The 24,951-nt window shown below is 66.4% G+C and carries 25 protein-coding genes and 6 tRNA genes; 21 read left to right on the top strand and 10 right to left on the bottom strand.

Annotated elements, in window-relative coordinates; genetic code table 11:
• Positions 1-9: 9 nt before the first annotated feature.
• The 10 genes from kdsB (at position 10) to SOM47_RS15870 (ending at position 6,834) form a co-directional block, all read left to right on the top strand.
• Complete coding sequence (gene kdsB / locus SOM47_RS15825; protein ID WP_320506126.1) at positions 10-780, top strand: 3-deoxy-manno-octulosonate cytidylyltransferase; 771 nt, start codon at positions 10-12, stop codon at positions 778-780.
• Positions 781-845: 65 nt separating this feature from the next.
• Positions 846-2,258: a hypothetical protein gene (locus tag SOM47_RS15830; RefSeq protein ID WP_320506127.1), complete on the top strand. Its 1,413-nt coding sequence runs from the start codon at positions 846-848 to the stop codon at positions 2,256-2,258.
• Entirely contained in the window at positions 2,255-4,096 is a 1,842-nt protein-coding gene (gene uvrC / locus SOM47_RS15835) for an excinuclease ABC subunit UvrC (protein WP_320506128.1), read from the top strand. Before SOM47_RS15830 ends, uvrC begins: the two co-directional genes overlap by 4 nt.
• A gap of 9 nt (positions 4,097-4,105) precedes the next feature.
• The gene (gene pgsA, locus SOM47_RS15840) at positions 4,106-4,729 is read left to right on the top strand and encodes a CDP-diacylglycerol--glycerol-3-phosphate 3-phosphatidyltransferase (RefSeq protein ID WP_042614198.1); all 624 of its coding nucleotides are present in this window, start codon (positions 4,106-4,108) and stop codon (positions 4,727-4,729) included.
• 46 nt (positions 4,730-4,775) lie between these two features.
• Positions 4,776-4,851 (top strand) — tRNA-Gly (locus SOM47_RS15845).
• A gap of 109 nt (positions 4,852-4,960) precedes the next feature.
• Positions 4,961-5,036: transfer RNA gene (locus SOM47_RS15850), tRNA-Gly, on the top strand.
• Between the two features lie 154 nt (positions 5,037-5,190).
• Positions 5,191-5,266: transfer RNA gene (locus SOM47_RS15855), tRNA-Gly, on the top strand.
• 154 nt (positions 5,267-5,420) lie between these two features.
• Positions 5,421-5,496 (top strand) — tRNA-Gly (locus tag SOM47_RS15860).
• Positions 5,497-5,560: 64 nt separating this feature from the next.
• A tRNA-Cys gene (locus SOM47_RS15865) sits at positions 5,561-5,634 on the top strand.
• Between the two features lie 885 nt (positions 5,635-6,519).
• Positions 6,520-6,834, top strand: coding sequence for a hypothetical protein (locus SOM47_RS15870; protein WP_320506129.1), 315 nt, complete (start codon positions 6,520-6,522; stop codon positions 6,832-6,834).
• 418 nt (positions 6,835-7,252) lie between these two features.
• Here the strand turns inward: SOM47_RS15870 and SOM47_RS15875 are convergent, their stop codons facing one another.
• Together SOM47_RS15875 and SOM47_RS15880 are read right to left on the bottom strand one after the other, a co-directional pair.
• On the bottom strand, positions 7,253-7,897 hold the full coding sequence (locus SOM47_RS15875) for a glycoside hydrolase family 19 protein (RefSeq protein WP_320506130.1): 645 nt from the start codon (positions 7,895-7,897) through the stop codon (positions 7,253-7,255).
• A gap of 184 nt (positions 7,898-8,081) precedes the next feature.
• Positions 8,082-8,255: a hypothetical protein gene (locus tag SOM47_RS15880; RefSeq protein ID WP_200888406.1), complete on the bottom strand. Its 174-nt coding sequence runs from the start codon at positions 8,253-8,255 to the stop codon at positions 8,082-8,084.
• A gap of 244 nt (positions 8,256-8,499) precedes the next feature.
• Between SOM47_RS15880 and SOM47_RS15885 the strand changes: the two genes are divergently transcribed.
• Positions 8,500-8,736, top strand: a complete 237-nt coding sequence (locus SOM47_RS15885; RefSeq protein ID WP_042613007.1) for a hypothetical protein — start codon at positions 8,500-8,502, stop codon at positions 8,734-8,736.
• 1 nt (position 8,737) lies between these two features.
• Here SOM47_RS15885 and SOM47_RS15890 read toward each other — a convergent pair whose 3' ends face one another.
• Together SOM47_RS15890 and SOM47_RS15895 are read right to left on the bottom strand one after the other, a co-directional pair.
• Positions 8,738-9,787, bottom strand: a complete 1,050-nt coding sequence (locus tag SOM47_RS15890) for a 4Fe-4S dicluster domain-containing protein (RefSeq protein WP_320506131.1) — start codon at positions 9,785-9,787, stop codon at positions 8,738-8,740.
• Positions 9,784-10,089 carry a hypothetical protein gene (locus SOM47_RS15895; protein ID WP_320506132.1) on the bottom strand — a complete coding sequence of 102 codons (306 nt, stop codon included), beginning with the start codon at positions 10,087-10,089 and terminating at the stop codon, positions 9,784-9,786. Before SOM47_RS15895 ends, SOM47_RS15890 begins: the two co-directional genes overlap by 4 nt.
• Positions 10,090-10,225: 136 nt before the next feature.
• Here SOM47_RS15895 and SOM47_RS15900 point away from each other — a divergent pair, with 136 nt between their 5' ends.
• Entirely contained in the window at positions 10,226-10,678 is a 453-nt protein-coding gene (locus SOM47_RS15900) for a group III truncated hemoglobin (RefSeq protein WP_414715821.1), read from the top strand.
• Between the two features lie 58 nt (positions 10,679-10,736).
• Positions 10,737-12,146: an oxygen-independent coproporphyrinogen III oxidase gene (gene hemN / locus SOM47_RS15905; RefSeq protein ID WP_320506133.1), complete on the top strand. Its 1,410-nt coding sequence runs from the start codon at positions 10,737-10,739 to the stop codon at positions 12,144-12,146.
• Between the two features lie 28 nt (positions 12,147-12,174).
• On the opposite strand, the gene SOM47_RS15910 is transcribed toward hemN, so the two are convergent.
• Positions 12,175-12,261 (bottom strand) — tRNA-Leu (locus SOM47_RS15910).
• Between the two features lie 150 nt (positions 12,262-12,411).
• On the opposite strand from SOM47_RS15910, the gene SOM47_RS15915 reads away from it, so the two are divergent.
• The 4 genes from SOM47_RS15915 to SOM47_RS15930 all read left to right on the top strand — a co-directional run bounded on the left by SOM47_RS15915 (position 12,412) and on the right by SOM47_RS15930 (position 16,433).
• Complete coding sequence (locus SOM47_RS15915) at positions 12,412-12,858, top strand: BLUF domain-containing protein (RefSeq protein WP_192083857.1); 447 nt, start codon at positions 12,412-12,414, stop codon at positions 12,856-12,858.
• Between the two features lie 110 nt (positions 12,859-12,968).
• Positions 12,969-14,255 (top strand): nucleotide sugar dehydrogenase, encoded by a 1,287-nt coding sequence (locus SOM47_RS15920; protein WP_320506134.1) that lies wholly within the window; start codon positions 12,969-12,971, stop codon positions 14,253-14,255.
• A gap of 64 nt (positions 14,256-14,319) precedes the next feature.
• A complete protein-coding gene (locus tag SOM47_RS15925) occupies positions 14,320-15,942 on the top strand; it encodes an FMN-binding glutamate synthase family protein (RefSeq protein ID WP_320506135.1) in 1,623 nt (540 codons plus the stop codon).
• A complete protein-coding gene (locus SOM47_RS15930; protein ID WP_414715822.1) occupies positions 15,939-16,433 on the top strand; it encodes a GNAT family N-acetyltransferase in 495 nt (164 codons plus the stop codon). Before SOM47_RS15925 ends, SOM47_RS15930 begins: the two co-directional genes overlap by 4 nt.
• Here the strand turns inward: SOM47_RS15930 and SOM47_RS15935 are convergent.
• From SOM47_RS15935 to SOM47_RS15945, 3 genes are all read right to left on the bottom strand, one after another.
• On the bottom strand, positions 16,419-17,669 hold the full coding sequence (locus SOM47_RS15935) for a TIGR03862 family flavoprotein (protein WP_320506136.1): 1,251 nt from the start codon (positions 17,667-17,669) through the stop codon (positions 16,419-16,421). The genes SOM47_RS15930 and SOM47_RS15935 overlap by 15 nt on opposite strands.
• Positions 17,653-18,084: an FKBP-type peptidyl-prolyl cis-trans isomerase gene (locus tag SOM47_RS15940; RefSeq protein ID WP_320506137.1), complete on the bottom strand. Its 432-nt coding sequence runs from the start codon at positions 18,082-18,084 to the stop codon at positions 17,653-17,655. Before SOM47_RS15940 ends, SOM47_RS15935 begins: the two co-directional genes overlap by 17 nt.
• A gap of 72 nt (positions 18,085-18,156) precedes the next feature.
• A complete protein-coding gene (locus tag SOM47_RS15945; protein ID WP_320506138.1) occupies positions 18,157-19,404 on the bottom strand; it encodes a YcaO-like family protein in 1,248 nt (415 codons plus the stop codon).
• Positions 19,405-19,774: 370 nt separating this feature from the next.
• On the opposite strand from SOM47_RS15945, the gene SOM47_RS15950 reads away from it, so the two are divergent.
• The 4 genes from SOM47_RS15950 (at position 19,775) to SOM47_RS15965 (ending at position 22,725) form a co-directional block, all read left to right on the top strand.
• Entirely contained in the window at positions 19,775-20,140 is a 366-nt protein-coding gene (locus SOM47_RS15950; RefSeq protein WP_320506139.1) for a DUF6164 family protein, read from the top strand.
• A 28-nt stretch (positions 20,141-20,168) separates the two neighbouring features.
• Positions 20,169-20,936: a sulfurtransferase gene (locus SOM47_RS15955; RefSeq protein WP_320506140.1), complete on the top strand. Its 768-nt coding sequence runs from the start codon at positions 20,169-20,171 to the stop codon at positions 20,934-20,936.
• 201 nt (positions 20,937-21,137) lie between these two features.
• Positions 21,138-22,133 carry an LLM class flavin-dependent oxidoreductase gene (locus SOM47_RS15960; protein WP_042613017.1) on the top strand — a complete coding sequence of 332 codons (996 nt, stop codon included), beginning with the start codon at positions 21,138-21,140 and terminating at the stop codon, positions 22,131-22,133.
• 94 nt (positions 22,134-22,227) lie between these two features.
• Positions 22,228-22,725, top strand: coding sequence for a pyridoxamine 5'-phosphate oxidase family protein (locus SOM47_RS15965; RefSeq protein WP_320506141.1), 498 nt, complete (start codon positions 22,228-22,230; stop codon positions 22,723-22,725).
• A 69-nt stretch (positions 22,726-22,794) separates the two neighbouring features.
• On the opposite strand, the gene SOM47_RS15970 is transcribed toward SOM47_RS15965, so the two are convergent.
• Both SOM47_RS15970 and SOM47_RS15975 read right to left on the bottom strand, forming a co-directional pair.
• On the bottom strand, positions 22,795-23,469 hold the full coding sequence (locus SOM47_RS15970; protein ID WP_414715823.1) for an exopolysaccharide biosynthesis protein: 675 nt from the start codon (positions 23,467-23,469) through the stop codon (positions 22,795-22,797).
• Positions 23,453-24,763, bottom strand: a complete 1,311-nt coding sequence (locus SOM47_RS15975) for a hemolysin family protein (RefSeq protein WP_101100132.1) — start codon at positions 24,761-24,763, stop codon at positions 23,453-23,455. The genes SOM47_RS15970 and SOM47_RS15975 overlap by 17 nt, the downstream gene beginning before the upstream one ends.
• Positions 24,764-24,951: the final 188 nt, after the last annotated feature.

Below are 24,951 nucleotides of genomic sequence, written 5' to 3' on the forward strand. Positions count from 1 at the left end.
GAGAACCCCATGACCGAGTTCGTCGTCGCCATTCCTGCCCGCTATGCCGCTTCGCGCCTGCCCGGCAAGCCGTTGCGCCTGCTCGGCGGCGAACCGCTGGTGCTGCACGTGGCGCGGCGCGCGGTGCAGGCGGGCGCGCGCGAAGTGTGGGTGGCCACCGACGATGCGCGCATCGCCGAGGCGCTGGCGGGGTTGGAGGACGTGCAGGTGGCCATGACCGATCCGGCCCATCCCTCCGGCACTGACCGGCTGGCCGAATGTGCCCGCCATGCCGGCTGGGCCGATGACACCGTGGTGGTCAACCTGCAGGGTGACGAACCGTTTGCACCGGCCGCCGGCATCCGTGCGGTGGCCAATGCGCTGGCCAGTGGCCGCGCCCCGATGTCCACGCTGTGCACGCCGGTGGAAGATGCGGCCACGCTGTTCGATCCCAACGTGGTCAAGCTGGTGCGCAACGCGCGCGGTGAGGCCATGTATTTCAGCCGCGCGCCGATCGCCTGGCACCGCGATGGCTTCGCGCGCAGCCGCGAGGTGTTGCCGGAAGGGGTCCAGTGGCTGCGCCACATCGGCATCTACGGCTACCGCGCAGGCTTCCTGCAGCAGTTCGCCGCGATGCCGCCCGGCAGCTTGGAACAGGTGGAAAACCTGGAGCAGCTGCGGGTGCTGGAGGCCGGTTACCCGATCAGCGCGGCGCTGTCGCCGGCGCCGTTCCCGGCCGGCATCGACACCCCCGAAGACCTGGAGCGGGCCGAACAGTTGCTGGCCAGCGGCCACGCCTGAGCGGGCCCGGAAAAAATCCGCGTGGCACAACGATTGCATGACGCGCGGTCCGGCATAATCAGGGTATGAACGCCCAACCCGTCCAGGACCTCCCCGAGTTCGCCACGTGGCTGAACGCCGCGCCCGCCACCCTGAGCGAGCTGCGCGGGCAACCGCTGGCCCTGCTGTTCGTCAATGCGGCGTCGGCATGGTGCGCGCAGCGCCTGGCCGAAGTGGCGAACTGGCAGTCGCGCCATCCCGGCCGGCTGCAGGTGCTGGTGCTGCAGGTGCCGCGTTTCGATTTCGAACGCGACGAAACGGCCAGCCTGAAGCTGCTGCGCCGCCAGGGCCTGCACTCGGTCGCGCTGCTGGACAGCGACTGGGACGGCTGGCGGCGCTTCGGGGTAACGGCCTGGCCGACGATGGTGCTGATGGATGTCTACGGCCGCGAAAGCAGCCGCCTGGTCGGCCTTAGCCAACCGGGCGAGCTGGACCGCGCGCTGAACGAGCTGTGCGGCAACCTGCAGCCGACACCGTTCGAAGCACTGCGCGAGCTGCGCCCCGAGCCACGCCTGCCGCTGTGTTTTCCCACCGGGCTGGCGGTCACCACGGAGCGGTTGTACATCGCCGACAGCGGCCACCACCGCGTGCTGGAATGCACCCACGGCGGGCGCGTGCTGCGCCAGTTCGGGCAGGGCACGCCGGACTTCATGGACGGCGGGGCGCAGGACGCGGCCTTCAACCGGCCGCAGGCGCTGGTGGTGGAACGCGAGTCGCTGTACGTGGCCGACACCGGCAACCATGCCCTGCGTCGCATCAACATCATCACCGGCCAGGTGGACACGCTGTGTGGCAATGGCCGGCCGGGCGAACCGCGCGACGGACAAGTCGACGACCCGCGCAGCGTGGCGCTGAACCACCCAGCAGGGCTGGCCCTGGCCGACAATGAACTGCACATGGCGATGGCCGGTGACAACCGGATCTGGAGCTACCATCTGGGCCAGCGACGGCTTACCCGGCGCGCCGGCAGCGGCGTCATCGACCAGCGCGATGGCAGTGGAAACGTGGCGGCCTTCGCCCAGCCGACCGGACTGGCCGTGGTGCAGCAGGCGCTGTACGTGGCCGATGCGCTGGCCTCTTCGATCCGCTGCGTGCAGCTGCGCGGCGACCTGGTGCAGACGCTGATCGGGCAGGGCGTGTGGAACCACGGCAGCGAAGACGGTCCGCGTGACCGGGCCAGCCTGCAGTTCCCGCAGGCCATCGCGCTCAGCCCGGATGCACCGCTGCTGTGGATTGCCGATGCCGGCAACGGCCGCCTGCGCACGCTGCGCCTGGGCGGCGGCGAACTGGTCACCCAGGCGTTGCCCCGCCGGCTGCACGGGCCGGCCGGCCTGGCGGTCGGATCCGGTGCGGTCTGGATCGCCGAAACCGATGCCCATGCCGTGCTGCGCTTCGACCCCGCCAGTGGCGTGCTGAGCGACGTGCCGATCACCGAATGAACGCTGTACCCGCTTTCGATGGCAAAGCCTTCGCGGCCGCGCTGAGCACCGCGCCTGGTGTGTACCGCATGTACGCCGCCGACGATGTGCTGCTGTACGTGGGCAAGGCGCGCGCACTGCGCAACCGTGTCGGCAGCTATTTCAACGGCAGTCCGAAGAACGCGCGGATCATGTCCATGCTGTCGCAGATCGTGCGCATGGACGTCACCGTGACGCGCTCGGAAAGCGAAGCGCTGCTGCTGGAAAACCAGCTGATCAAATCGCTGTCGCCGCGCTACAACGTGTCCCTGCGCGACGACAAGACCTATCCGCACGTGCTGCTGACCCGCGAGGCGTGGCCGCGCATCGCGCTGCACCGCGGGCCGCGCGCCGTGCCGGGCCGCTACTTCGGGCCGTATCCGGGGGTCACCGCGGTGCGCGAAACGCTGAACCTGATGCACAAGCTGTTCAAGCTGCGCAGCTGCGAGGACAGCGTGTTCAAGAACCGCTCGCGGCCGTGCCTGCAGTATCAGATCGGCCGGTGCAGCGCGCCCTGCGTGGATCTGGTGGCGGCCGAGGATTACGCCGAAGCAGTGCGCCGCGCCTCGATGTTCCTGGAAGGCAAGAGCGATGAGCTGACCCGTGAGCTGGGCGAGCAGATGCAGGCGGCCAGCGAGTCGCTGAAATTCGAGCAGGCCGCGCGGCTGCGCGACCTGGTCAAATCGCTGCGCAGCATGCAGACCCGGCAATACGTGGACGGCCGCGCCGCCGACCTGGACGTGCTGGCGGTGGCCACCCGCGGCGCGCAGGCCTGCGTGATGCTGCTGGCCTTCCGCGACGGCCGCAACATGGGCACGCGCCCGTTCTTCCCGCGCACCAATGGCGAAGACAGCCCGGAAGAAGTGCTGGGCGCGTTCGTGTCGCAGTACTACGTGGAATTCGAGCCGCCGCGCGAGATCCTGCTGGATCGCGAAATCCCGGATGCGACGCTGCTGGAGACCGCGTTTTCCGCGTCTTCCGAACGCCGCGTGCAGTTGAAATGGAACGTGCGTGGCGAACGCGCGGGTTACCTGGAACTGGCCAGCCGCAACGCGCAGCTGACCCTGGCCACCGAACTCAACAGCCGCGATTCCCAGCATGCGCGCAGCGAGGCGGTGCGCGAGATGCTGGGCCTGGCCGAGCCGGTCAAACGGGTGGAATGTTTCGACATCAGCCACACCATGGGCGAGGCCACGGTGGCCTCGTGCGTGGTGTTCGATGCGGCCGGGCCGGTGAAGGCGCAGTATCGCCGCTTCAACATCAGCGGCATCGAACCCGGCGATGACTACGCCGCCATGCGCCAGGCGATCGACCGCCGTTTCCGCCGGGCGGTGGAAGAGCAGGGCGTGCTGCCGGATGTGCTGCTGATCGATGGCGGCGCCGGGCAGCTGGCGCAGGCCCAGGCCGCACTGGCCGATCTGGGCGTGGAAGGCGTGCTGCTGGTGGGCGTTGCCAAGGGCGCCGAACGCCGCGCCGGGCACGAAGCGCTGGTGCTGCCGGACGGACGCGAGCTGCGCCCCGGCGCTGCTTCGCCGGCGCTGCAGTTCATCCAGCAGGTGCGCGACGAGGCGCATCGGTTCGCCATCACCGGGCATCGCGGCCGCCGCCAGAAGGCCCGCATGACCAGCAAGCTGGAAGATATCGCCGGTATCGGGCCGCGCCGCCGCGCCAGCCTGCTCAAGCATTTCGGCGGACTGGTGGGCCTGAAGGCGGCCGGCGAGGCGGAAATCGCCAAGGTGGAAGGCATCAATGCTGCCCTCGCTGCGCGTATCTACGCTAACCTTCATGGACTGCCCGAGCCGAATGCGGCGGGCGAGTAGAGATTACCGATGACGTTGACCCTCCCCACCTGGCTGACCCTGCTGCGGATCCTGATGATCCCGGTGCTGGTGCTGGTGTTCTATCTTCCCTACACGTGGACCAACTTCGCCTCGGCGGCGCTGTTCGGCCTGGCGGCGATCACCGATTGGCTGGATGGCTGGATCGCGCGGCGCTACCAACTGGAATCGGCGTTCGGCGCGTTCCTGGATCCGGTGGCCGACAAACTGATGGTGGCCGTGGCGCTGTTCCTGATCGTGCAGGGCCATCCCACGCCGTGGATGGCGTTCTGGGCGGCGGTGATCGTGGGTCGCGAAATCGCCGTTTCGGCACTGCGCGAATGGATGGCCGAACTGGGCCAGCGGGCGAAAGTGCGCGTGGCGGTCATCGGCAAGGTGAAGACCACCGCGCAGATGGTCGCGCTGCTGTGCCTGCTGTATTCAGTGGCGCCCAACACCCCGGTGGAGGACATCTGGATGGGCCCGCCGGTGTTCCACATGGGTGACTGGACGTTGGCGATCGCCGCAGTGCTGACCCTGTGGTCGGGCCTGCAGTACCTGCACGCGGCGTGGCCGAGCCTGCGCGCCGATGAGCGTGCGGCACGCGAACGCGCGCGCCTGAAGAAGGGCGGCTGAAAGCGGTTGACACCGATGTGAAGACAGGTAAAATGCCGCCTCCCAAGCGGGAATAGCTCAGTTGGTAGAGCGCAACCTTGCCAAGGTTGAGGTCGCGAGTTCGAGTCTCGTTTCCCGCTCCAGAATCTGAAAGGAGGCCGAAAGGCCTCTTTTTTTGTGCCGGCGGAAACAGCTGGCGTCCCTGCCGTCTCTTGACACCGGCGACAGGCCGTGTAGAATGCCGCCTCCCAAGCGGGAATAGCTCAGTTGGTAGAGCGCAACCTTGCCAAGGTTGAGGTCGCGAGTTCGAGTCTCGTTTCCCGCTCCAGGTTTTGAAGAAGAGGCCCGCGAGGTCTCTTTTTTTTGCCTGTATTCGAAGGTGCGCTGCGTGCGTGATTGCTGCGATCGGAGAGCTGAACAGGCTTGACGAGATGAAGGAATTTCGACACAATATCGCTTCTTCGGCGCAGGTCGAAGAGATTGCGGGAATAGCTCAGTTGGTAGAGCGCAACCTTGCCAAGGTTGAGGTCGCGAGTTCGAGTCTCGTTTCCCGCTCCAGTTTTACCGGGCCCCGGAAGGGGCTTTGTTTTTCTCCCGCACCGGCCGTGCGGGGCGATGCTTCCGGAAGGGAGTGGCGCAGCGGAAAAGCAGCGTTTTGAAGCGTGAAAACGCTGGTGTGGTCCCGGGTCTTCCGGTAGCATGTCGGCCTCACGCGGGAATAGCTCAGTTGGTAGAGCGCAACCTTGCCAAGGTTGAGGTCGCGAGTTCGAGTCTCGTTTCCCGCTCCAAATCCCGACAGGCCCCGACAGGGGTTTCGTCTTACCAGGATCGCATTCCTGGTAGCTGTACACCGGCCTGGTGGCAGAGTGGTTATGCAGCGGCCTGCAAAGCCGCGTACGCCGGTTCAATTCCGACCCAGGCCTCCAGTTGAAAAGCCCTGATTTATCAGGGCTTTTTTATATCTGGCGTTTGGTGGGCAGTTACGAAATCCCCTGATTTGGGGTCGAATCGACGCGCCGCCACGCAGTACGCAATCGCGCGCGCTATCCCGCGATCCCCTGGCACTGGAAGGAGGTCGCCCCGGACCACGTGGTGCAGGAGGACTACCAGGATCGCCACCGTCACCGCGCGTGACGGCGACGGCACCAGCAGCTTGACGACAGACGAGGAGTGAAAATGCGTGCTGTCGGACAGCTGGTCTTGCCGATTCCTTACAAGGATGTGCGGGTGCGAAGCGGGCGTGTCCTTGAGGCTGCACAAACCTGAGGTAGTTCGTGAAAGGCCGGGCGAGCCTCCGCCGCACTTCAACCCGATGGCTCGCCACGTTTTCGCTCTAGATGAAGAGAATACGAGCCCGTCCAGCGAAGAAGGGCGCGCCGCTGTAGTCGCTCTCGTGAAGTCGAGCAAAAGTTGGCCGGGAGCATGCAGCAGCCATACAGCCATGGATTTGTGGCGCTCCTTTCAGCATTTATTTTTTACTCGAGTGCACTTGACCTCGACAGGTTGCCGATCGTCCTTGGCTTGTTGAAGCCCGATCATTCCGTCTCGATGCGGGGTATTACAGGCTCAGTCAAGTCAGGCATGCTTGCTCGACATGGCGAGTTTGGTGCAGAGTCCTTGATGAGTCTTTATATCTCAGTGGACTGCTCTCACCAGCTAGTGCTGTAAGTGTCAAGAGATCGATGGGTCAACAACCCTGCATCTGCCGGCGCTGCCGCGTGGCCGCACGAAAATTTTGATCGCCACTTCAATGGAACTGCACAAAGCCCTCGTCGTTTACGTCGCGAAACTACAAATTGGAGCGAACTACGATGGCAGCATTGCTTGCGATGATTCAACTATTGCTTGTGCCTGTACTCCTCGTTCCCGCACTGGCTGTTCGGTTTGCGGGAAAATCGCGGCCCCTCAATATCGTCAACTACGCGCGAGTAAAGGACCCTTCCGCCCTTCACCGCTGGGCTGGGAATCGACTTGCTGTTCTTCCTCTGCTCTTCCTGATATCTGGACTGGTTTCGCTGCAGAAACCAAGTCTATCAGCGGCGCTTTTGACGCTGATGATAGTTACAACGCTGGTTGTTGGCGTATCAATTGCCGTAGGCGCTGAGAAGTTTCAAAGCGCGCCCTGACGTGAAGGCAGGTGCACCGCCGGCCGTTCTCTATTTCGGAACGACATCACCGGTGGCTGCGCCAGGCTATGGCCCTTAGGAAAGAGCCATAACGTCAACGGGCAGGTCATTCTGCGGATGAGGAAGGATGACGATCCCGTCTCCTTTGCGAAGCTTGTTATACCTAACGATGTGGAAACCAGCTCGAATCGGTCGGCTGGCAGTTGATTGACCAGGGTGCGGCCGTCCATGGGCTATTTGCCCATATGCGCGCCAGCGACACAACTTTACACAGCAAGTTTGAAGAGATTCTCGACGACGGTTACGGACCGTTCTGGCGCCCAATGGGCAGTTCATTTCCGAAGACGGGTACGAATATCCGGTGCTGAATGGAAGGATGCTAATCAATGCAGAAAGCCCCCCACTGGCGGGCTTCCTGCTACCTGCCCGAACCCACGCCCATCGCCAGCAGCGCCCGGCTGGTCCGCATGGTGCGGTCGGCCATGCCTTCCGGCGTGGCCTTGCTGGTGCTCGATCCCAGGTTGATCCGTCGGCTTACACCCAGCAGGTCATCGCGGTCGGCCAGTGCATTGAGGCCGGCATCTTGCCACCACGCCGCAGCAGCCAACGCACCCACTTCCGGCGATTCCAGCAGCTCTGGCTGTTCCTCCAGGGGCAGGCCGAGCAGTTCGCCGATGCGGCGATAGTTGTCGCGGCCGGTCAAGGCGATCGGCCCGCGGCCGCGGTAGCGATACCCATCGCCACTGGCCTCGTCGCGGTTGCCATTGCGGTTGGCGTATACGCGGTTGGCCAGCCGTTCCGGCTTACGCACATACTGCGGCTGCTCGGCCTCGGAAAGGCGCCGGCCGAATACTTCACCGATGCGTTTGCGGCTGTACGAAAGATTTTCCTGCAGATGCTGCAGGCTCTGACTTTCATGGCCGATCTGTGCCAGGAAATGCGCGATCCGCCGCGGGGTGATGATGTCGAAACGTTGCATCGCCTCGTTCAGCGGCGCGGTCCAGCGCTGGGCCAGCGCCAGGGGGCACATCAGGATCTGCGAGAGCAGGGCGGCGTTGATCATCAGTCACTCCACGGGCCGGGCATTGGAAGGTGTGCACCAGATGAACGCACCATCGCCCTGCAGTGGTCTGCAATCCAGTAGGGGCCGGCCGCGCGCTGCGCCGCAGGGGGCAGCCAATGCGCGGTCCGCAAACGGCCACGCGCATTACGCCATCGCGCGCGGGCCCCTTATGCGGCTGCTGTCGTCACAGCTGCGACGAATCCACGTAGTGGCGTCCTTCCTGGGTCAGGTCGATGTCGCCGTCTTCGCCCTGCGCGGCAAGTCCCGCTTCAACCGCCCAATTCGCGTCTTCCTGCGCAACCGGGCGGGTGGCCTGTATGTCTTCCAGAATGCGTTGCTGCTGCGCGGTCAACTGCATGCGCGTGTTCTCCGTCTGGCGATTGAAGGTTTCAGCCTACGCAAGCGCGGTGAGGAGCGCGTCGGGACACGTCGCAGGACGCCACACGGACGGGGCGATTGAGGTGAATGATTCAGTGAGGTTCGCGGACTGTGTCTGCTGTGTCATTGACGCGTAGACAAAAGCATGTCTAATTCATAGGCATCGTGTTGCCTCGCTGGATGCCCCCGCATCCCCGCTGCCACCGATTTCGTGGAGGTCGTACATGGATTACGGCAGACAGGACCTGGCCGACCAGGTTCGGGACGAGCTGCAGGACAGCTACCAGCGGCATGGATGCGGCCCGGAGTTCTGGAATACCTACCAGCAGGTGCTGGCGCGGCTGGTACCGGAGGGGCGTGAGCGCACCCAGGTGACCAACGACATGGCGTTGCTGATCGAACAGCTTGGCATCGTCCGGCGCGCCCAGCTGGTGCCGCCGGCGGACCCGCCATCGCGTTGATTCACCCCGCCAGCGCCCCACCCAGCACGATCAGTCCCAGCAGCAGGCTCAGCAGTCCGAGCAACGCAAGCGTCCGCTGTCGTATCCACTGCGGCCGATGTCCGGCCAGTCGCTGCGGGCTGATGTGCTGGATGAGTCCGGGGCCCAGCCCTGCCGCCCGCTGCGATTGCTCACAGGCCACCGCGCAGGCACCGCAGTCCAGGCAATCGGCCTGCGGGCCATCGCGCACGTCCAGCGTCATCGGGCAGGCCTGCACGCAGCGTCGGCAGTCGGTGCAGTCGCCCAGCCGATCATCGGCGAAACGGGGCATCGGTCCGGCCAGTTGCGGATGGGCCCAGCGGAATACGTAATCCTGGGCGGTGCCGGGATCGAGCAGGCCGCGTCCGCGCTGGGCGACGCTGCCACCTCCCGGCCGCCTTGGCCCGCGCGGCTCGCCACGAGGCGCCAGGTACAGCATGCGCGGCGTATGCCCATCGCGCAGCAGCGGCTGCAGACGCGCGAAGGGACACAGCAAGCGGCAGACATGCCGGCGCAGGAAACCAGCGTTTCCCCAGGTCGCCACGGTGTAGAAGACGATCCAGAACGATTCGAAGCCGTCCAGCCGCAGGGCAACGGCGCGGGCCAGCAGCGACTGGATGGGAGTGAACAGGCCGACGAAGCTCAACGCAGTCCACAGCGCGATGCCGATCCAGAGCGCATGGCGCGCGACCGGCTCTGCAGGGGACTTTCCAAGCAGGCGCCGCGTGCCGTGCTCCACCCAGGCGAACAGCGTGCTCCACACGGTCTGCGGACAGGCGTGCCCACACCACAGGCGGCCGGCCAGGTGCGTGCACAAGGCCAGCGTCACCGCCAGCACCGCCAGCGCCCCCAGCAACAGGCCGGCCTGGCTGGGCCACAGGGTCAGTCCGAACACATCGAAGCGGCGCTCCACCACGTCCAGCAGCACCGCCTGGCGGCCGTCCCAACGCAGCCACGGAAGGGCGTGGAAGCCGATCAGCAGTACGACCCGCAGGGCCGTTCGGGTCCATGACGGCAGCGTGGGCGGATTCATCCCAGCGGCACCTCGTCGTCGTCCCCACCCTGCGCCGATGCCGGCCGCAGCAGGTACCAGGTGGTGGCGCTGGACAGGCTGGTGATCCCCCAGAACATGAAGAACCCGAGTGTGTAGCCCAGCCCGCGGCTGATGCCGTGGCCGGGGAAGCTGATATCGCGCAGGCGCAGCGGATCGACGAAGGCGAAGAACACCGCGCACGCCAGCGCCGCGGTGATGAAGCCTGGCCAGAGGATCGCGCCCAGCGCGGGCAAGCGTCGCCCCGGGGGCGAACGGGCGTCGGTGGGGCACTGTCGGGGCATGGGTCACATTCCGGCAGGAGGGCGGTGGGGGCCGGCAGGAGCAGGGAGCGTCCCACCGGCAGCGGCCACTGTAGAAACCGCCCAGGCCGGCGTCCTTGATCCTGATCAAGCGGGCGTTGTGGAGCCCGGTGCGATCATGGGCCATCAGATCCGCGCCGATTCCATGGACACCCTGCCACTGCCGCTTCCCGTAGCCTCCCCCGACCTGTGCACCGAAGCGGAAGTGACCCGTCTGGTGCATGACTTCTATGCGCGCGTACGCGACGAACCCCGGCTGGGTCCGGTATTCACCGCGCACGTGCAGGACTGGCCGACCCACCTGGCCCAGCTGGTCGATTTCTGGTCGGCCCTGCTGCGCGGCACCCGGCGCTTCCAGGGCTCGCCGATGTCCAAGCACATGGCCATCGATGACATGGACCGCGATCTGTTCGACCGCTGGCTGATGCTGTTCCGGATGACCTCGGCGGAAAGTGGCAACCCGGACATGCAGCGGCTGGCCGATGACATCGCCGCGCGTATCGCCGATACGTTCTGGAAGCGCTACCGGATGCTGCGCCTGCCATCGATCGGCCTGCCGATCCTCGGCTGATCGGCCTGGATTGATCTGGGTCAAGGCGTCTGCGCGCGGGCGCAGGCACGCTGCAGGCATGGACACGTACTCACCTGTTGAAGGCGGCCTGGCCTGGTGTTTCGACGCAGCGACCCTGCGCCGGCACGACAAACCGGGGCCGCGCTACACCTCCTACCCGACCGCGCCGCATTTCCATGAGGCATTCGGTGAGACCGACTTCACCGCCGCCTTGGCACGCAGCAACGGGCAGGCACGCGCGTTGTCGCTGTACGTGCATGTCCCGTTCTGCAGCAGCCCGTGCTTCTACTGTGGCTGCAACCGGATCATCAGCCGCGACCGCAGCCGTGGCCACGCTTACGTGGCGCGGGTGCTGGCCGAGGCGGACCTGATCGCCTCGCACATCGAACCGTCCCGCGAGGTGATCCAGCTGCACCTGGGCGGCGGAACGCCCAATTTTCTCACCCGTGAGGCGATGACCGAACTGCTGCAGGGCCTGCGCAGGCGCTTCCGATTCAGTACCTCCGCGGCGCGCGATTTCTCCATCGAACTCGATCCGCGCTTCATCGACCGCGACGACGTGGCCCTGTTGGCCGAACTGGGATTCAACCGGGCCAGCCTGGGTGTGCAGGATTTCGATCCGGCGGTACAGGCATCGATCAACCGCCTGCAGGGGGTGGAGCAGACGCTGGATATCCTGCAGGCCTGCCGCGACCATGGCATGCGCTCGGTCAACGTGGACCTGATCTACGGCCTGCCAGGACAGAACGAACAGGGCTTCGGGCGCACGCTGGAGCAGGTGCTGGCGCTGCGCCCGGATCGGTTGGCAGTGTATGGCTATGCGCACCTGCCACAGCTGTTCCGCGCGCAGCGGCAGATCGACGAATCGCGGCTGCCGGCGCCGGAGCAGAAGCTGGCGCTGCTGGGGCTGGCGGTGGAGCGGCTGCTGCAGGCCGGCTACCAGTACATCGGCATGGACCATTTCGCGCTGCCGGAAGAAGACCTGTCGCGTGCCCAGCGCGCCGGCCAGCTGCACCGCAACTTCATGGGGTACACCACCCATGCCGATACCGATCTGCTGGGCCTGGGGGTGAGCGCCATCAGCACGGTGGCCAGCACCTACAGCCAGAACCCGCGTGATCTGCCGGCGTGGGAGGCGGCGGTGGATGCCGGGCATCTGCCGGTGTGGCGCGGCGTACAGCTCGACCAGGGCGACCTGCTGCGCGCGGAGATCATCCAGCAGCTGATGTGCCACGGCCGCGTCGATGCGGCGGCCGTGTGTGCCGCGCGCGGTATCGTCTTCGAAGCGTACTTCGCCGATGCGCTGATGCAGCTGCAGGCGCTGCAGGCCGACGGACTGGCCGAGCTGGACCAGGGAGTGGTGCGTGCCACCGAAGCGGGGCGCCCGCTGCTTCGCCTGCTGGCGATGTGCTTTGACCGCTACCTGTCGCGGCCGGGACAGCCGGCGCGTTACTCGCGTGCCCTGTGAGGCATCGGGGCGTGCTGGCAAGCGGATCTGGTGCCCGGAGCCGGGATCGAACCGGCAAGACCTTGCGGTCGGCGGATTTTAAGTCCGCTGCGTCTACCAGTTTCGCCATCCGGGCCGCGCGGCATAGGGTGCACCACGGGGCGCGAATTTGGAATGGCGGCGCGCATGCGAGGAACCGTGACCAGATGCGCGGTATGGGCCGCTCAGCTGTCAACAATGCGTTGTTCATGCCATATTCGGCTTTGTCAGGGGCCAGGGAGTGACCATGTCGTTGCACGCGATTGCCTACGTCAGCCAGGCCCGTCCGGAGCTGGCACCGCAGGAGCTGGATGCGCTGCTGGCCGATGCGACGGCGTTCAACCGGATGGCAGGTGTCACCGGCGTGCTGATGTTCGATGGCGAACGCTTCCTGCAATACCTGGAAGGCCCCCGTGATGGCCTGGATTCCGTCTACGGCAGGGTACTCAACGCCAGTCGCCACCATGGCGTACGGCAACTGGCCGCGGCAGTGGTGGGCACGCGCCGGTTCCCGCACTGGACCATGGCCAACCGGCGGATCGATCCGTCGACGATGAGCCATATCATCGACGCACCCTGGACGGGCATCAGTGCCGACCGGCCCACGGCCGAGCAGGGGCTGGCGCTGCTGCTGCGCAGCTGGACCGGCGGCGATGGCGAGCTGGAGCCTGCGGCGGTCAGCCTGGGCTCCTGATCACGGGCGTGGTCAGCGCCGGGCATGGCGGTTACCCTTGTGCCTCTTTGAGTTGGAGGCGGGTGCGCAATGGAACGATCGAGCCGCATCGCGCAGCAGGAAGGCTTCGCATGAGCGTCCCGGTTTCGGCGGCTGCGTCGCCGCGTCCTGCGATCATCGGCCTGGGATATGTCGGCCTGCCGCTGGCGGTCGCCTTCGGGCGGTTGTTCCCCACCCTGGGCTTCGACATCGATGCCGCGCGTGTTGCCGAACTGCAGCAGGGCCATGACCACACCCTGGAACTGGAAGACGGCGAGCTGGCGGGCGCATCGCTGCTGCGCTGTAGCGCCGATGCGGCCGAACTGGCGGACTGCAACGTCTACATCATCACCGTGCCCACGCCGATAGACGCACATGAGCAGCCCGATCTGGGGCCGCTGCGCTCGGCCAGTGAACGCGTGGCCAGCGTGCTGAAGGCCGGCGACCTGGTGGTGTATGAGTCCACCGTGTACCCCGGCACCACCGAGGAAGTCTGCATTCCCCTGCTGGAAGCGGGTTCGGGATTGCGCTTCAACCAGGACTTCTACTGCGGCTACAGCCCCGAACGGGTCAGCCCGGGCGACCGCAAGCGCCGGCTCGCTGACATCCGCAAGATCACCTCCGGTTCCACGCCGGAGGTCGCCGCGATCGTGGACGCGCTGTACCGCCGCATCATCACTGCCGGCACGTTCCCCGCACCGTCGATGCGCGTGGCCGAGGCCGCCAAGGTGGTGGAAAACATCCAGCGCGACGTCAACATCGCGTTGGTCAACGAACTGGCGCTGATCTTCGACAAGCTCGGCATCGATACCCAGGACGTGCTCGACGCGGCCGGCAGCAAGTGGAATTTCCTGCCATTCCGGCCGGGACTGGTGGGGGGCCATTGCATCGGCGTGGATCCGTATTACCTGCTGCACAAATCCGAGAGCGTGGGCTACCACCCTGACCTCATCCATACCGCGCGCCAGGTCAACAACCGGGTCGGCGCGCACGTGGCCGAGCGCGTTTTGTCGCTGCTGGCCGAACGCGGTCGCACCCCCGCCCAGGTCCGCATCCTGGTGCTCGGCGTGACCTTCAAGGAAGACTGCCCGGACCTGCGCAACAGCCGTGCGCTGGAACTGGCCGAACAGCTCCAGGCCAGTGGCGCGCGGGTGGACGTGCATGATCCGTGGGTGGGGCCGGCGGCATTGGCGGACACCGCGGTGCAGTGGGTGGCCCGTCCAGAACCCGGCGCCTACGATGCAGTGGTGCTGGCGGTGGCGCATGCCGCGTTCCTGGACATGGATGCGGCGCAGATCGCCGGCCTGCAGGCGCCGGGCGGCATCGTCTACGACGTCAAGTCGGCGTGGCCGCGGGCTTCGGTGGACGGCCGCCTGTAAGCGGCTGGCGCGGCGTCGACGCCGGCGCGGGTAGACTGGCTGCAGCCATCCCGAAAGGAACGCCATGCATCGCTACCTGGCCTACGTGCTCGCCATCGTCCTGTTTCCGGTCTGCCTGTGGCTGGCCACCTACTGGGTCGCCTGGTACTGGGGGGTCGGGCTGACGGCGGCACTGGTGGTGCTGGGCACCTGGGACCTGCTGCAGGCGCGCAGCACGCTGCGACGCAACTATCCGGTGCTCGCCCATTTCCGTTACGGTCTGGAATCGATCGGCCCGGAGATCCGCCAGTATTTCGTGCAGAGCGACCTGGAAGACGTGCCGTTCTCGCGCCAGCAGCGCGCGCTGATCTACCAGCGTGCCAAGAACGAGATGGACGTGGTGCCGTTCGGCACGCTGCGCAGTACCTACGCGGTGGACTACGAGTGGATCAACCACTCGCTGGCGCCCACCAGCATCGGCCACAGTGATTTCCGCGTGCTGATCGGACCCAACTGCGCCAAGCCCTATTCGGCCAGCGTGTTCAACATTTCCGCGATGAGCTTCGGCTCGTTGTCGGCCAATGCCATCCGCGCCCTCAACGAAGGTGCGCGCCGCGGCGGCTTCCACCACGACACCGGCGAAGGCTCGATATCGTCCTACCACCGCGAGAAGGGCGGCGACCTGGTGTGGGAAATCGGCTCGGGCTACTTCGGCTGTCGCGATGGCGATGGTAACTTCAGCGAAGAGCGCTTCGTCGCCAATGCGACCACCGATCAGGTCAAGATGATCGAGATCAAGCTTTCCCAAGGCGCCAAGCCGGGCCACGGGGGGGTGTTGCCGGCGGCCAAGGTAAGCGCGGAGATCTCCGAGACCCGCGGCGTGCCGATGGGCGTGGACTGCGTGTCGCCCTCGCGGCACTCCGCGTTCTCCACGCCGATCGAACTGCTGCAGTTCGTCGCCCGCCTGCGCGAACTGTCCGGCGGCAAGCCGGTCGGCTTCAAGCTGGCGATCGGCCATCCGTGGGAGTGGTTCGGCATCGCCAAGGCGATGAGCGAGACCGGCCTGTTGCCGGACTTCATCGTCGTCGATGGCGCCGAGGGCGGTACCGGCGCGGCGCCTGCCGAGTTCGTCGACCATGTCGGCGTGCCGATGCACGAAGCGCTGCTGCTGGTGCACAACACGCTGGTCGGCCTGGACCTGCGCGATCGCATCCGGCTGGGCGCGGCGGGCAAGATCACCAGCGCCTTCGACATCGCGCGCATCATCGCGTTGGGTGCGGACTGGTGCAATGCCGGGCGTGGTTTCATGTTCGCGCTGGGCTGCATCCAGTCGCTCAGCTGCCACAGCGACAAGTGTCCTACCGGTATCGCCACCCAGGATCCATCGCGCTGGCGCAGCCTGGACCCGACCGACAAGGCCGAACGCGTGCACAACTACCATCGGCATACCCTGCATGCGTTGAAGGAGCTGCTGTGCGCGGCCGGATTGAATGATCCGGCCGAGCTGGGGCCGGAACACATCCTGCGCCGGGTATCGCCGGTGGAGATCCGCTCGCTGGCCTCGCTGTACCGCTACCTGGCGCCGGGCGAGCTGCTGCGCCAGGTGCCGGACCATGCCGTATTCCACGATTACTGGGCCGATGCGCGCAGTGATTCGTTCCAGCCACCGGCACGGATCCAGGCGCTGCGAGCGAGCAAATCGCGGTGAGCGGGGAGGCGTTGCCGCGCTTCCGTGGCGGGCGCGCCGACGATGCGCCGGCGTTGTCGGATCTGCGCACGCGTTGCGTTCGTGAGTTGTGCCGAAGCCACTATCCGGCCGAGGTGATCGCACGCTGGTCGGCTTCGCCGCCGCCACCGCGTTATGCAGGGCTGATCGCGGAAGGGGGCTGCGTGGTGGCCCACGACGCGAAGGGACAGGTGCTCGGCTACGGGATTCTGGTGTTGCAGGAGAACGAAGTCGATGCGCTGTTCGTCGCCCCGGAGCAGGCCGGGAAGGGGCTGGGCCAGGCCTTGCTGCAACGGCTGCTGGCGCTGGCTGATCCGCAGCGCGACGTGCTGCTGTCGGCCTCGCTCAACGCGGTCGCGTTTTACCAGCGTGCCGGCTTCCTGGATGAAGGGGAGCAGGCGTACCCGCACCCCAGTGGCATCACGCTTGCAGCCAGGCGGATGCGCCGACCGGCGATGTCAGCGCGTCGCTAGCCAGTGGATCGCGCCGTCGGCTGCCCGTTTGGCGCTGGCATAGCAGGCGGTCAGCAGGTAGCCCCCGGTGGGGGCTTCCCAGTCCAGCATCTCGCCTGCGCAGAACACGCCCGGCAGTGCCTTCAGCATCAGTCCCGCATCCAGCGACGGCAGGGTCACGCCGCCGGCGGTGCTGATCGCCTCGGCCATCGGCCGCGGTCGCTGCAGGTGGATGGGCAGGCGCTTGAGCGTGGCGGCAACGGCGGCGATGTCCTGCCCGGCGTCCTTGCCCAGCACCTCGAACAGCAGCGATGCCTTCACCGCATCGACCCCGGTCTGCCGACGCAGGTGCTCGCCGAAGCTGCGGCCTTTGCGCGGGCGTGCCAGGTCGGTAGCCAGGCGGTCCTGCTCGCGTCCCGGCACCAGGTCCAGCCACAGGGTTGCGCTGCCGTTACGGTTGATCGTCTCGCGCAGGTCGGCCGATAGGGCGTAGACCAGGCTGCCCTCGATGCCGTATTCGCTCACCACGCATTCGCCTTGATGATGCCGCGGCGCGCCGTGCAGGTCGATCCAATGGGCCACCACGGATTTCAGCGGCGTGCCGGCGTGGCGCTGCACGAACCACGGGGTCCATGGCACATCGAAGCCACAGTTGGCCGGTTGCAGCGGCGCCAGGGTGACCCCACGCGACTGCAGCAGCGGCACCCAGGCCCCATCGGAGCCCAGCTGCGGCCAGCTGCCGCCGCCGAGCGCGAGCAGCGTGGCAGCGGCGTGCACCCGGTGCTCGCCGTTTTCGGTGGCGAAGCGCAGCGCGCCGTCGGCGTCCCACCCGTGCCAGCGATGCTGCACGTGGAATCGGACGCCTTGTTCCTTCAGCCGGCGTACCCAGCCGCGCAGCAACGGGGCGGCCTTGCGGTCCACCGGGAACACGCGCCCGGAACTGCCGACATAGGTCTCTACGCCAAGGCCGGCCGCCCAGCGGCGCAGCGAGTCGGCATCGAAGGCGTCCAGCCATCCGGCGACCGCATCGGCCTGTTCGCGGTAGCGGCTGTCGAACAGCGGACGCGCATCGGAATGGGTCAGGTTCAACCCGCCCTTGCCGGCGATCAGGAACTTCCGCCCGGGCGAGCCCTTGGCTTCGTACAGATCCACTGACAGTCCGGCAGCACACAGGTGCTCGGCGGCGAACAGGCCTGCCGGGCCGCCGCCAATCACCGCAACGCGCGCGGGCGGGGCGGATTCAGCGGGGCTGGACATCAAGCAGCTCGACGTCGAACACCAGCGAAGAGCCTGCGGGAATCGGCCCCACGCTGCGCTGTCCGTAGCCCATCTCCGGGGTGATCATCAGGGTGCGCTTGCCGCCTACCTTCATGCCGGCCACGCCTTCATCCCAACCCCGGATGACCTGGCCACCGCCGAGATCGAACGAGAACGGTTCGCCGCGGGTCACCGAGCTGTCGAAGGTCTTGCCATGCTTGTTTTCGGCGCGCTCGTCGTAGATCCAGCCGGTGTAGTGCACCGTGACCTTGCTGCCCGGCGTGGCGACCGCGCCGGTACCGGGCTGGGTATCGATGGTTTCAAAGGCGGCGATGGTGCCACCCGGCGGCGGGCCGGCCGGCGCGCACGCAGCAAGGGCCAGGGAAAGCAGCAGGGGAGCGAGCAGGCGGCGCATGGGCGGCATCCAAATCGAAGGGATGCAAGGGTAGCGCATCGCGCCGGAACGGAGGCCGCGCCGAGGCCGTCACTATCGCTCGCCGGAGGCGCCCGGTGCGCCGCCGCGCCGGCCCGGCACCACGACGTGGCCCAGGGTGACCAGGTGGAAACGTTCAAAACGCGGCACAACCGCATTGACCAGCGTGATGCCGTTGTCGAAGGTGTGGATCACGTTGTACCCGGCAATCAGCCCGTCTGCTTTCAGGGCCTGACCGAGTTGCTGCACCTGTGCCTCCACCGGCCCTGCCGGTCGGTCTTCCAACTGGACAACAATGTTCGGCTGGCTCGCCAGACGGTCTTCGATATCCATGCGCGCGCTGGGCTGCAGCCGCGGCCATTGCTGCAGCAACTGCACGGGATGGACGGAGGCCGCGCAACCGGCGCGTGCCGGGGCGGCATCGCTGGCAAGCGCCAGATGCGACTGCAGCAGCTCGTGCAGGGCCCGGCGTGCGGCGTGCGCAGGATTGAGCGAAGCGCCAGCGCCGTACGGGCGTGCGTGGTCATAGCAGAGGTGCGCGACGGCAAGGCAGCTGGTGATGCCTGGCGTGCTGGAAATGTCGAGCAGGCAGATGTCGGCATCCACGCACTGGCTGACCTGGCGATACAGATCGGCGACATCAGCGGGCAGGCCTGCAGGACTGACCACGCGCAGCGCGTCGTTGCCGGCGTGGAAGAAGTGGGCGAGCAGGAACATCGAGATGGCATCACGCTCGGCGCATTCGTTCAGTGCGTGCAGCAGCGCTTCGTCCAGACTGCCACCGATCGCCGTGCCGCTGTTGCTGGCATAGCGGCGCAGGGGAGCGTAGTCAAACGTGTCCGCGGCCAGTGGTGCATCGGCATAGGTGGGTGCGGAGAGCGCAACCGGATAGTGGAAGTCCGTCGCGCCGACCAGGCCGGTGTAGCAGCGCGTGGCGATCGTTTCCTCGATCTGGTCGAACAGCAGCGCGCCGGGCAGGAAGCCGGTGAGATCAGGACCGAGCAGCGCGATCAGGTCCTCCACCGGGCGCACCTCAGCCCCGTGCGCGGCGCGGCGATCCATCAACAGGTGCTCCATGGCCTCATACAGCGAGCCGACCGCTGCCGCCTCACGCGCGCCTTTCCCCCATCCGCCGGTCAACAGCACCCCATCGGCGTCGTGAAGTTCGGTCAACGCAGCGCACGGCGACTGCCCGGTAAAGCTGGTGACGGGCCGTAAATCGAGACTGTCGAACGCTGCCTGGATGCGCTGGGCAGCATCGGACAGGCTGAAATGTCGTTCCTCGGGAATGCTTGTGTTCATGGTCTGCACGCGTCCGCAGGAGGGGGCTGGTGGCGATACCGCTTGCGAACCGGCACCGCGCCTGCGGTCCAGTCCGGTGTCGATGTGACTGCGGGTGCGAAGGCTGCAGCCCGAAAGCGGGAGGGCTGCAGCGCTTTCACTCAGCCCGGGGTCAACCCAGCAGCGCGATTTCCTGCGCATTGAGCTGCAGGTCGGCGACCTGGATGGCGCCGGTGATCAGGAACGGAATATTGAAGATGCCCATGGTGTTTCCTTTGAAAGGATCGCCGCCGTTTGCGGCAAGGCAAGGGTCTCAACCCGGCAGCTGCACAGGCATCATCCGCTGCAGCGCAACGGCGTAGGAGTAGTCCGTGGCCTTATGATGGGCGCCATGTCGAAACTCCTGCTCAACCTGCGCCATGTCGGCGATGACGAATACCACGATGTCTGCACCTTGCTGGACCAGCATCGCATTGCCTGGTATCGCACTGAACCGAGCCCGTGGGGCATCTCCAACGGGGGCCTGTGGATCCGCGAGGACGAAGACCATCCACGTGCCCGCGAGCTGATGGGCGCCTACCAGGCGCAGCGCAGCGTGCGCATGCGCGCCGAGCGCGAGCAGGCCCTGCAGGACGGCAGCGCGGAAACCTTCGGCAGCCTGCTGCGGCGTCGGCCGGGGTTTGTCGTGCTGGTGCTGCTGGGCATGGGAGTGGCGGCCGCGCTGGTGCTGCTTCCATTCATCCTGCTGCGCGGCTGAGCGGGCGCGCAGCGGGTAAAATGGGCGGATGATCGCCAATACCGCTGCCTACCACTTCGTCTCCGTTGAAAACCCCCGGCAACTGGCCGACCAGCTGCTGGCGCGCGCCGAGGCCGCAGGGCTGCGGGGGAGCATCCTGGTGGCCGGCGAGGGGCTGAACCTGTTCCTGGCCGGGGCGCCGGCGGGAATCGACGGTTTCTATTCGGCCCTGCAGGCTGATGAGCGTTTCACCGGAATGCGGGTCAAGACCAGCTTCAGCGAGCACCAGCGGTTCGCCCGCCTGAAAGTGAAGGTGAAGGACGAGATCATCAGTTTCCGCCGCGATGATGGCCAGCCGCTGGAGTACCCGCGCGCCCCGGCGATCGACCCGGCCACCGTGCAACGCTGGTTGCGGCAGGGGCACGATGATGCCGGCAAGCCGGTGGTGATGCTGGATACGCGCAATCTGCAAGAGGTCGAATTCGGGACGTTCCAGGATGCCCTGGTGCTGCCGATCGAAAAGTTCACCGACCTTCCCGCTGCGCTGGCACCGCACCGCGACGCGTTGAAGGACAGCACCGTGGTCAGCTTCTGCACCGGCGGCATCCGCTGTGAGAAGGCCGCGCTGTGGATGCGCAACGACGGCATGGACAATGTGCTGCAGCTGGATGGGGGCATCCTGGGCTATTTCGAGGAAGTGGGCGGCGAAGGCTACGAAGGCCGCTGCTTCGTGTTCGACGAGCGGGTGGCGTTGGATGCACAACTGCGGCCCATGGTGGACCAGCCGCTGCCGGAGCCCAGGCCCAGCGCGTTCTGACTCTGCGCGGTAGCTCCGAGCCATGCTCGGCGTCTAGCGATGGGGCAACGTGGGATCCGAAGCAGGGGCCGCCGAGCATGGCCCGGCGCTACCGGGTTCACGGCATTGAGGGCCACGGGAATCAGCGTCCCGCCATCGGCACTGGCAAGCGTGTCCGGCCATCCCCATACCGTGGACATCTCCTCATGGAATGCCTGCCTGATGATTCCCTTGTCGATCCTCGACCTGGCCCCGGTCTGCGAGGGCAGTGACACCACCGCCGCCTTCGCCAACATGCTTGAACTGGCCCAACAGGCCGATGCGCTGGGCTACCGCCGCTTCTGGCTGGCCGAGCACCACAACATGCCGGGCATCGCCAGCGCCGCCACTGCGGTGCTGATCGGCCATGTCGCCGGTGGCACCCAGCGCATCCGGGTCGGGGCTGGCGGCATCATGCTGCCCAACCACGCCCCGCTGCAGGCCGCCGAACAGTTCGGCACGCTGGCCTCCTTGTATCCGGATCGCATCGACCTGGGGCTGGGCCGCGCGCCCGGTACCGACCAGCCCACCGCGCGCGCGCTGCGCCGTTACTTCGACAGCGCCGACCAGTTCCCGCAGGATGTCCGCGAGCTGCTGCATTACTTCGAACCGGCACAGCCCGGGCAGGCCGTGCAGGCAGTGCCGGGGGCTGGCCTGCGGGTGCCGGTGTGGATACTGGGCTCCAGCCTGTTCGGCGCGCGCCTGGCCGCCTCGCTGGGCCTGCCGTACGCCTTCGCTTCCCACTTCGCCCCCGATTCGATGGACGAGGCGCTGGCGGTCTACCGCCGTGATTTCCGTGAGTCGGCCACGCTCAAGCGGCCGCATGCGATGTTGGCCCTGAACGTGGTGGCCAGCGAAAGCGAAGCCGAATCGCGGCGGCTGTTCACCAGCCAGCAGCAGAGCTTCGTCAACCTGCGACGCGGCAATCCCGGCCGGATCCCGCCGCCGGTGGACGACATCGATACGTTCTGGCAGCCGCATGAAAAGGTAGGCGTGGAGCGTGCGCTGGCCTGCACCGTGCTGGGCGACGCGCAGCAGGTGGGCGAGGGCATCGCCGCCTTCGTCGATCGCCACCAGCCTGACGAACTGCTGCTGACCGCGAACATCTACGACCATCGCGCGCGCCTGCGTTCGTTCGAACTGGCCATGCAGGCCTGGCACGCGCGCCACGCTGCCTGAATGCCGCGCGTACGCCACCACGCGCGCTGAACATCCACCTCACGCGGCGTTGCACGGCGCTCGCGTGAGATGGAGCTCTACCAAGGAGCAACTCATGAACGCAGATCGCCAGAAGCACATCACCCAGCTCGCCGCCCTGATCAAGGATGTCGAGGTGGCGATGTTCACCACCACCGGCGTCGATGGCCGCCTGTACAGCCGCCCGCTGGGCACCCAGGAAGTGGAATTCGACGGCGACCTGTGGTTCGCCACCTCGGCCGACAGCCCGAAGGTGGCCGAGATCGCACTCAATCCGCGGGTCAACGTGGCCTATGCGTCGCCTTCCAAGAACAGCTACGTGTCCGTCGCAGGCACCGCGCGGATCGTCGACGACCGGGCGAAGATCGATGAATTGTGGTCACCGGCGATGAAGCTGTTCTTCCCGGAGGGCAAGGATGATCCGAATCTGCGGCTGATCCACGTCCAGGCCGAATCGGCAGAATACTGGGATGGCCCGGGCACGCTGCTGGGCAAGGCGCTGAGCTTCGTGCTGTCGGCGGTGCAGGATGAGCCGAGCCGGCTGGGCGACAACGGTTTCGTCGACCTGCGTTGATCCCGGGTCATGTCGAGCAAGCTCGATACTACGGTCTGTAGTGTCGAGCTTGCTCGACACCGCAGCCGGTCAGAACCAGCGCTGCAACAGTTCCGCTACGTACTCGACCAGCTGCCCGGAGCTGAAACCGAAGAACACCACCGCGACCACCGCAGCGATCCAGTTCACCAGCATCAGCACCCCGTCGCGTTCCAGCAGGGCCAGTGAGAACAGCAGCAGCTGGAAGCCGAACAGGTAGTTGGTGAAGGGAATCGGCAACGACAGCAGCACCCCCAGCAGCACCAGCAGCAGGCCACTGAAGGCATGCGCGGCGACAGGCTGCAGCAACTGCGGGCGGCGCGGCTTGAGCAGGCGGTCGAGCCGGCGCAGCGCGCCATCGATACGGTCCAGGAACCTGTGCATCGTGCCGCGCTTGGGTCCACGGCGGGCGATGAAACCCGGCACCCACGGCTTGCGCAGCCCGCACATCATCTGCGCGCCGATCAGGATGACCAGCGGACCGCTGAGGGCCCCACCCACGCCCGGAATCGGGATGAACGAGGGCAGGATGGCGATGAACAGGAACACGCCGAACGCACTCTGCTGGAGGTTCTGCAGGATCTGCCCGAGCTTCATGTGCTGGGCCGGGTCGCCGAACTCGAACATCGCCAACAGCGTGCGGATGCCTTCGTTGCGGTAAGTCGACCCGCTGTCTGCGGGGCACGCCTCGTCTGGCGGCAGGCCGGGATCAGGCGGTGAGTTCATCGGCCTGCTCGTCGGAAAGCGTGCGCAGCAGCAGTTTGTCCACCCGCGCACCGTCCAGGTCGATCACCTCGATGCGCCAACCGGCCCAGTCAAAGTATTCGCCCACGTGCGGAATGCGGCCGAAGAAGTGGATGCACATGCCGGCCAGCGTGTAGTAATCGCCGTCCTCGGCATCGGGCAGGTCATTGGTGCCCAGCAGCTCGCGCAGGTCTTCGATCGGCAGCGAGCCGTCCACCAGCAGCGAGCCGTCTTCGCGGGTCACCACCAGCGCGTCTTCGTCTGCGTTTTCGGTGGCCTGCAGACGGCCGACCACCGCGCCCATCAGGTCGCTGATGGTGACCAGCCCCTGGATTTCGCCGTACTCGTCCACCACCAGTGCGACCGACTGCTGTTCCTCGCGGAAGATCTCCAGCAGCTTCATCGCATGGGTGCTTTCAGAGACGTACAGCACCTCGCGCAGGTTCTGGAACAAGGCGTGGTCACCGCGCGCCATGCGCGTGGCCAGGCTCTTCATTTCAAGGATGCCGACCACGTCCGAGTCATTGTCCCGGTACACCGGATACCGCGAGAACTCGTTCTCGCTCATGATCTCCAGATTCTTCTCCAGCGCGCCCTGGGTGTCCAGCCAGGCAATGCGGTTGCGCGGGGTCATCAGGCTGTCGGCGGTGCGGTCGCCCAGCCGCATCACGCGGTTCATCATGTCGCGCTCGTGCGCGTCGATCACGCCGGCCTCGTGGCTTTCGGCCACCAGCATGCGGATCTCTTCCTCGGTGACGCTGGCCGCTTCATCCTTGCCCAGCCCGATCACCCGCAGCACCAGGCGGGTGCTGTGGGACAGCAGCCAGACGGCCGGGAAGGCGATCCGCGAAAGCCAGCCCATCGGCCAGGCAACCAGGCCGGCGATATCTTCCGAGCGGGTGATGGCAAGACGCTTGGGCACCAGCTCGCCGAAGATCAGCGTCAGGAAGGTGATCAAGGCCACCGCCAGTGCCTTGCCGACCTGGTTGGCGTAGGCGAAGCCGGGGAACAGGTCGTGCAGCCAGGCAGCGATGGCCAGCCCGATCGCCTCGCCACCGAACACACCGGTCAGGATGCCGATCAGGGTGATGCCGATCTGCACCGTGGACAGGAAGCTTTCCGGCTTTTCGGACAGTTCCAGTGCGCGTTCGGCGCGCTTGCTGGTGGCGGCCATCTGCTTGAGCCGGCTCTTGCGCGAGGTCATGACCGACATCTCGGACATGGCGAAGAAGCCGTTGAGCAGGATCAGGGCCAGGACAATAATCAGTTCAAACACGGGCATCGTCCCCGGTTGGTGGCAGGGAAGAAGGGTGTCTGCGATGGCGGCAGGCGCTGGGGACCGGGGTCGGGCGCGGCGGCGGGGGGTAAGGGTCGTCGTCCATAGGTGTGCGCCCGTAGGCGCGCTGGCATCTTAGCAAACAGAGGGCGGCGGGCGGCAAGTGCCCGTTCAGGTTGGGGGCAGAT

It is taken from the genome of Stenotrophomonas sp. CFBP8980 (assembly GCF_034046095.1).
Classification (GTDB): Bacteria; Pseudomonadota; Gammaproteobacteria; order Xanthomonadales; family Xanthomonadaceae; genus Stenotrophomonas; species Stenotrophomonas lacuserhaii.

Coding starts and splice junctions, on each gene's coding strand:
- SOM47_RS15925 (WP_320506135.1), top strand. CDS start 14,320: ATGCATCGCTACCTGGCCTACGTGCTCGCCATCGTCCTGTTTCCGGTC.
- uvrC (WP_320506128.1), top strand. CDS start 2,255: ATGAACGCTGTACCCGCTTTCGATGGCAAAGCCTTCGCGGCCGCGCTG.
- SOM47_RS15945 (WP_320506138.1), bottom strand. CDS start 19,404: ATGAACACAAGCATTCCCGAGGAACGACATTTCAGCCTGTCCGATGCT.
- kdsB (WP_320506126.1), top strand. CDS start 10: ATGACCGAGTTCGTCGTCGCCATTCCTGCCCGCTATGCCGCTTCGCGC.
- SOM47_RS15970 (WP_414715823.1), bottom strand. CDS start 23,469: ATGAACTCACCGCCTGATCCCGGCCTGCCGCCAGACGAGGCGTGCCCC.
- SOM47_RS15885 (WP_042613007.1), top strand. CDS start 8,500: ATGGATTACGGCAGACAGGACCTGGCCGACCAGGTTCGGGACGAGCTG.
- SOM47_RS15880 (WP_200888406.1), bottom strand. CDS start 8,255: ATGCAGTTGACCGCGCAGCAGCAACGCATTCTGGAAGACATACAGGCC.
- SOM47_RS15895 (WP_320506132.1), bottom strand. CDS start 10,089: ATGCCCCGACAGTGCCCCACCGACGCCCGTTCGCCCCCGGGGCGACGC.
- SOM47_RS15940 (WP_320506137.1), bottom strand. CDS start 18,084: ATGCGCCGCCTGCTCGCTCCCCTGCTGCTTTCCCTGGCCCTTGCTGCG.
- SOM47_RS15950 (WP_320506139.1), top strand. CDS start 19,775: ATGTCGAAACTCCTGCTCAACCTGCGCCATGTCGGCGATGACGAATAC.
- SOM47_RS15965 (WP_320506141.1), top strand. CDS start 22,228: ATGAACGCAGATCGCCAGAAGCACATCACCCAGCTCGCCGCCCTGATC.
- SOM47_RS15960 (WP_042613017.1), top strand. CDS start 21,138: ATGATTCCCTTGTCGATCCTCGACCTGGCCCCGGTCTGCGAGGGCAGT.
- SOM47_RS15955 (WP_320506140.1), top strand. CDS start 20,169: ATGATCGCCAATACCGCTGCCTACCACTTCGTCTCCGTTGAAAACCCC.
- hemN (WP_320506133.1), top strand. CDS start 10,737: ATGGACACGTACTCACCTGTTGAAGGCGGCCTGGCCTGGTGTTTCGAC.
- SOM47_RS15915 (WP_192083857.1), top strand. CDS start 12,412: ATGTCGTTGCACGCGATTGCCTACGTCAGCCAGGCCCGTCCGGAGCTG.
- SOM47_RS15875 (WP_320506130.1), bottom strand. CDS start 7,897: ATGATCAACGCCGCCCTGCTCTCGCAGATCCTGATGTGCCCCCTGGCG.
- pgsA (WP_042614198.1), top strand. CDS start 4,106: ATGACGTTGACCCTCCCCACCTGGCTGACCCTGCTGCGGATCCTGATG.
- SOM47_RS15830 (WP_320506127.1), top strand. CDS start 846: ATGAACGCCCAACCCGTCCAGGACCTCCCCGAGTTCGCCACGTGGCTG.
- SOM47_RS15870 (WP_320506129.1), top strand. CDS start 6,520: ATGGCAGCATTGCTTGCGATGATTCAACTATTGCTTGTGCCTGTACTC.
- SOM47_RS15900 (WP_414715821.1), top strand. CDS start 10,226: ATGGGCCATCAGATCCGCGCCGATTCCATGGACACCCTGCCACTGCCG.
- SOM47_RS15935 (WP_320506136.1), bottom strand. CDS start 17,669: ATGTCCAGCCCCGCTGAATCCGCCCCGCCCGCGCGCGTTGCGGTGATT.
- SOM47_RS15890 (WP_320506131.1), bottom strand. CDS start 9,787: ATGAATCCGCCCACGCTGCCGTCATGGACCCGAACGGCCCTGCGGGTC.
- SOM47_RS15920 (WP_320506134.1), top strand. CDS start 12,969: ATGAGCGTCCCGGTTTCGGCGGCTGCGTCGCCGCGTCCTGCGATCATC.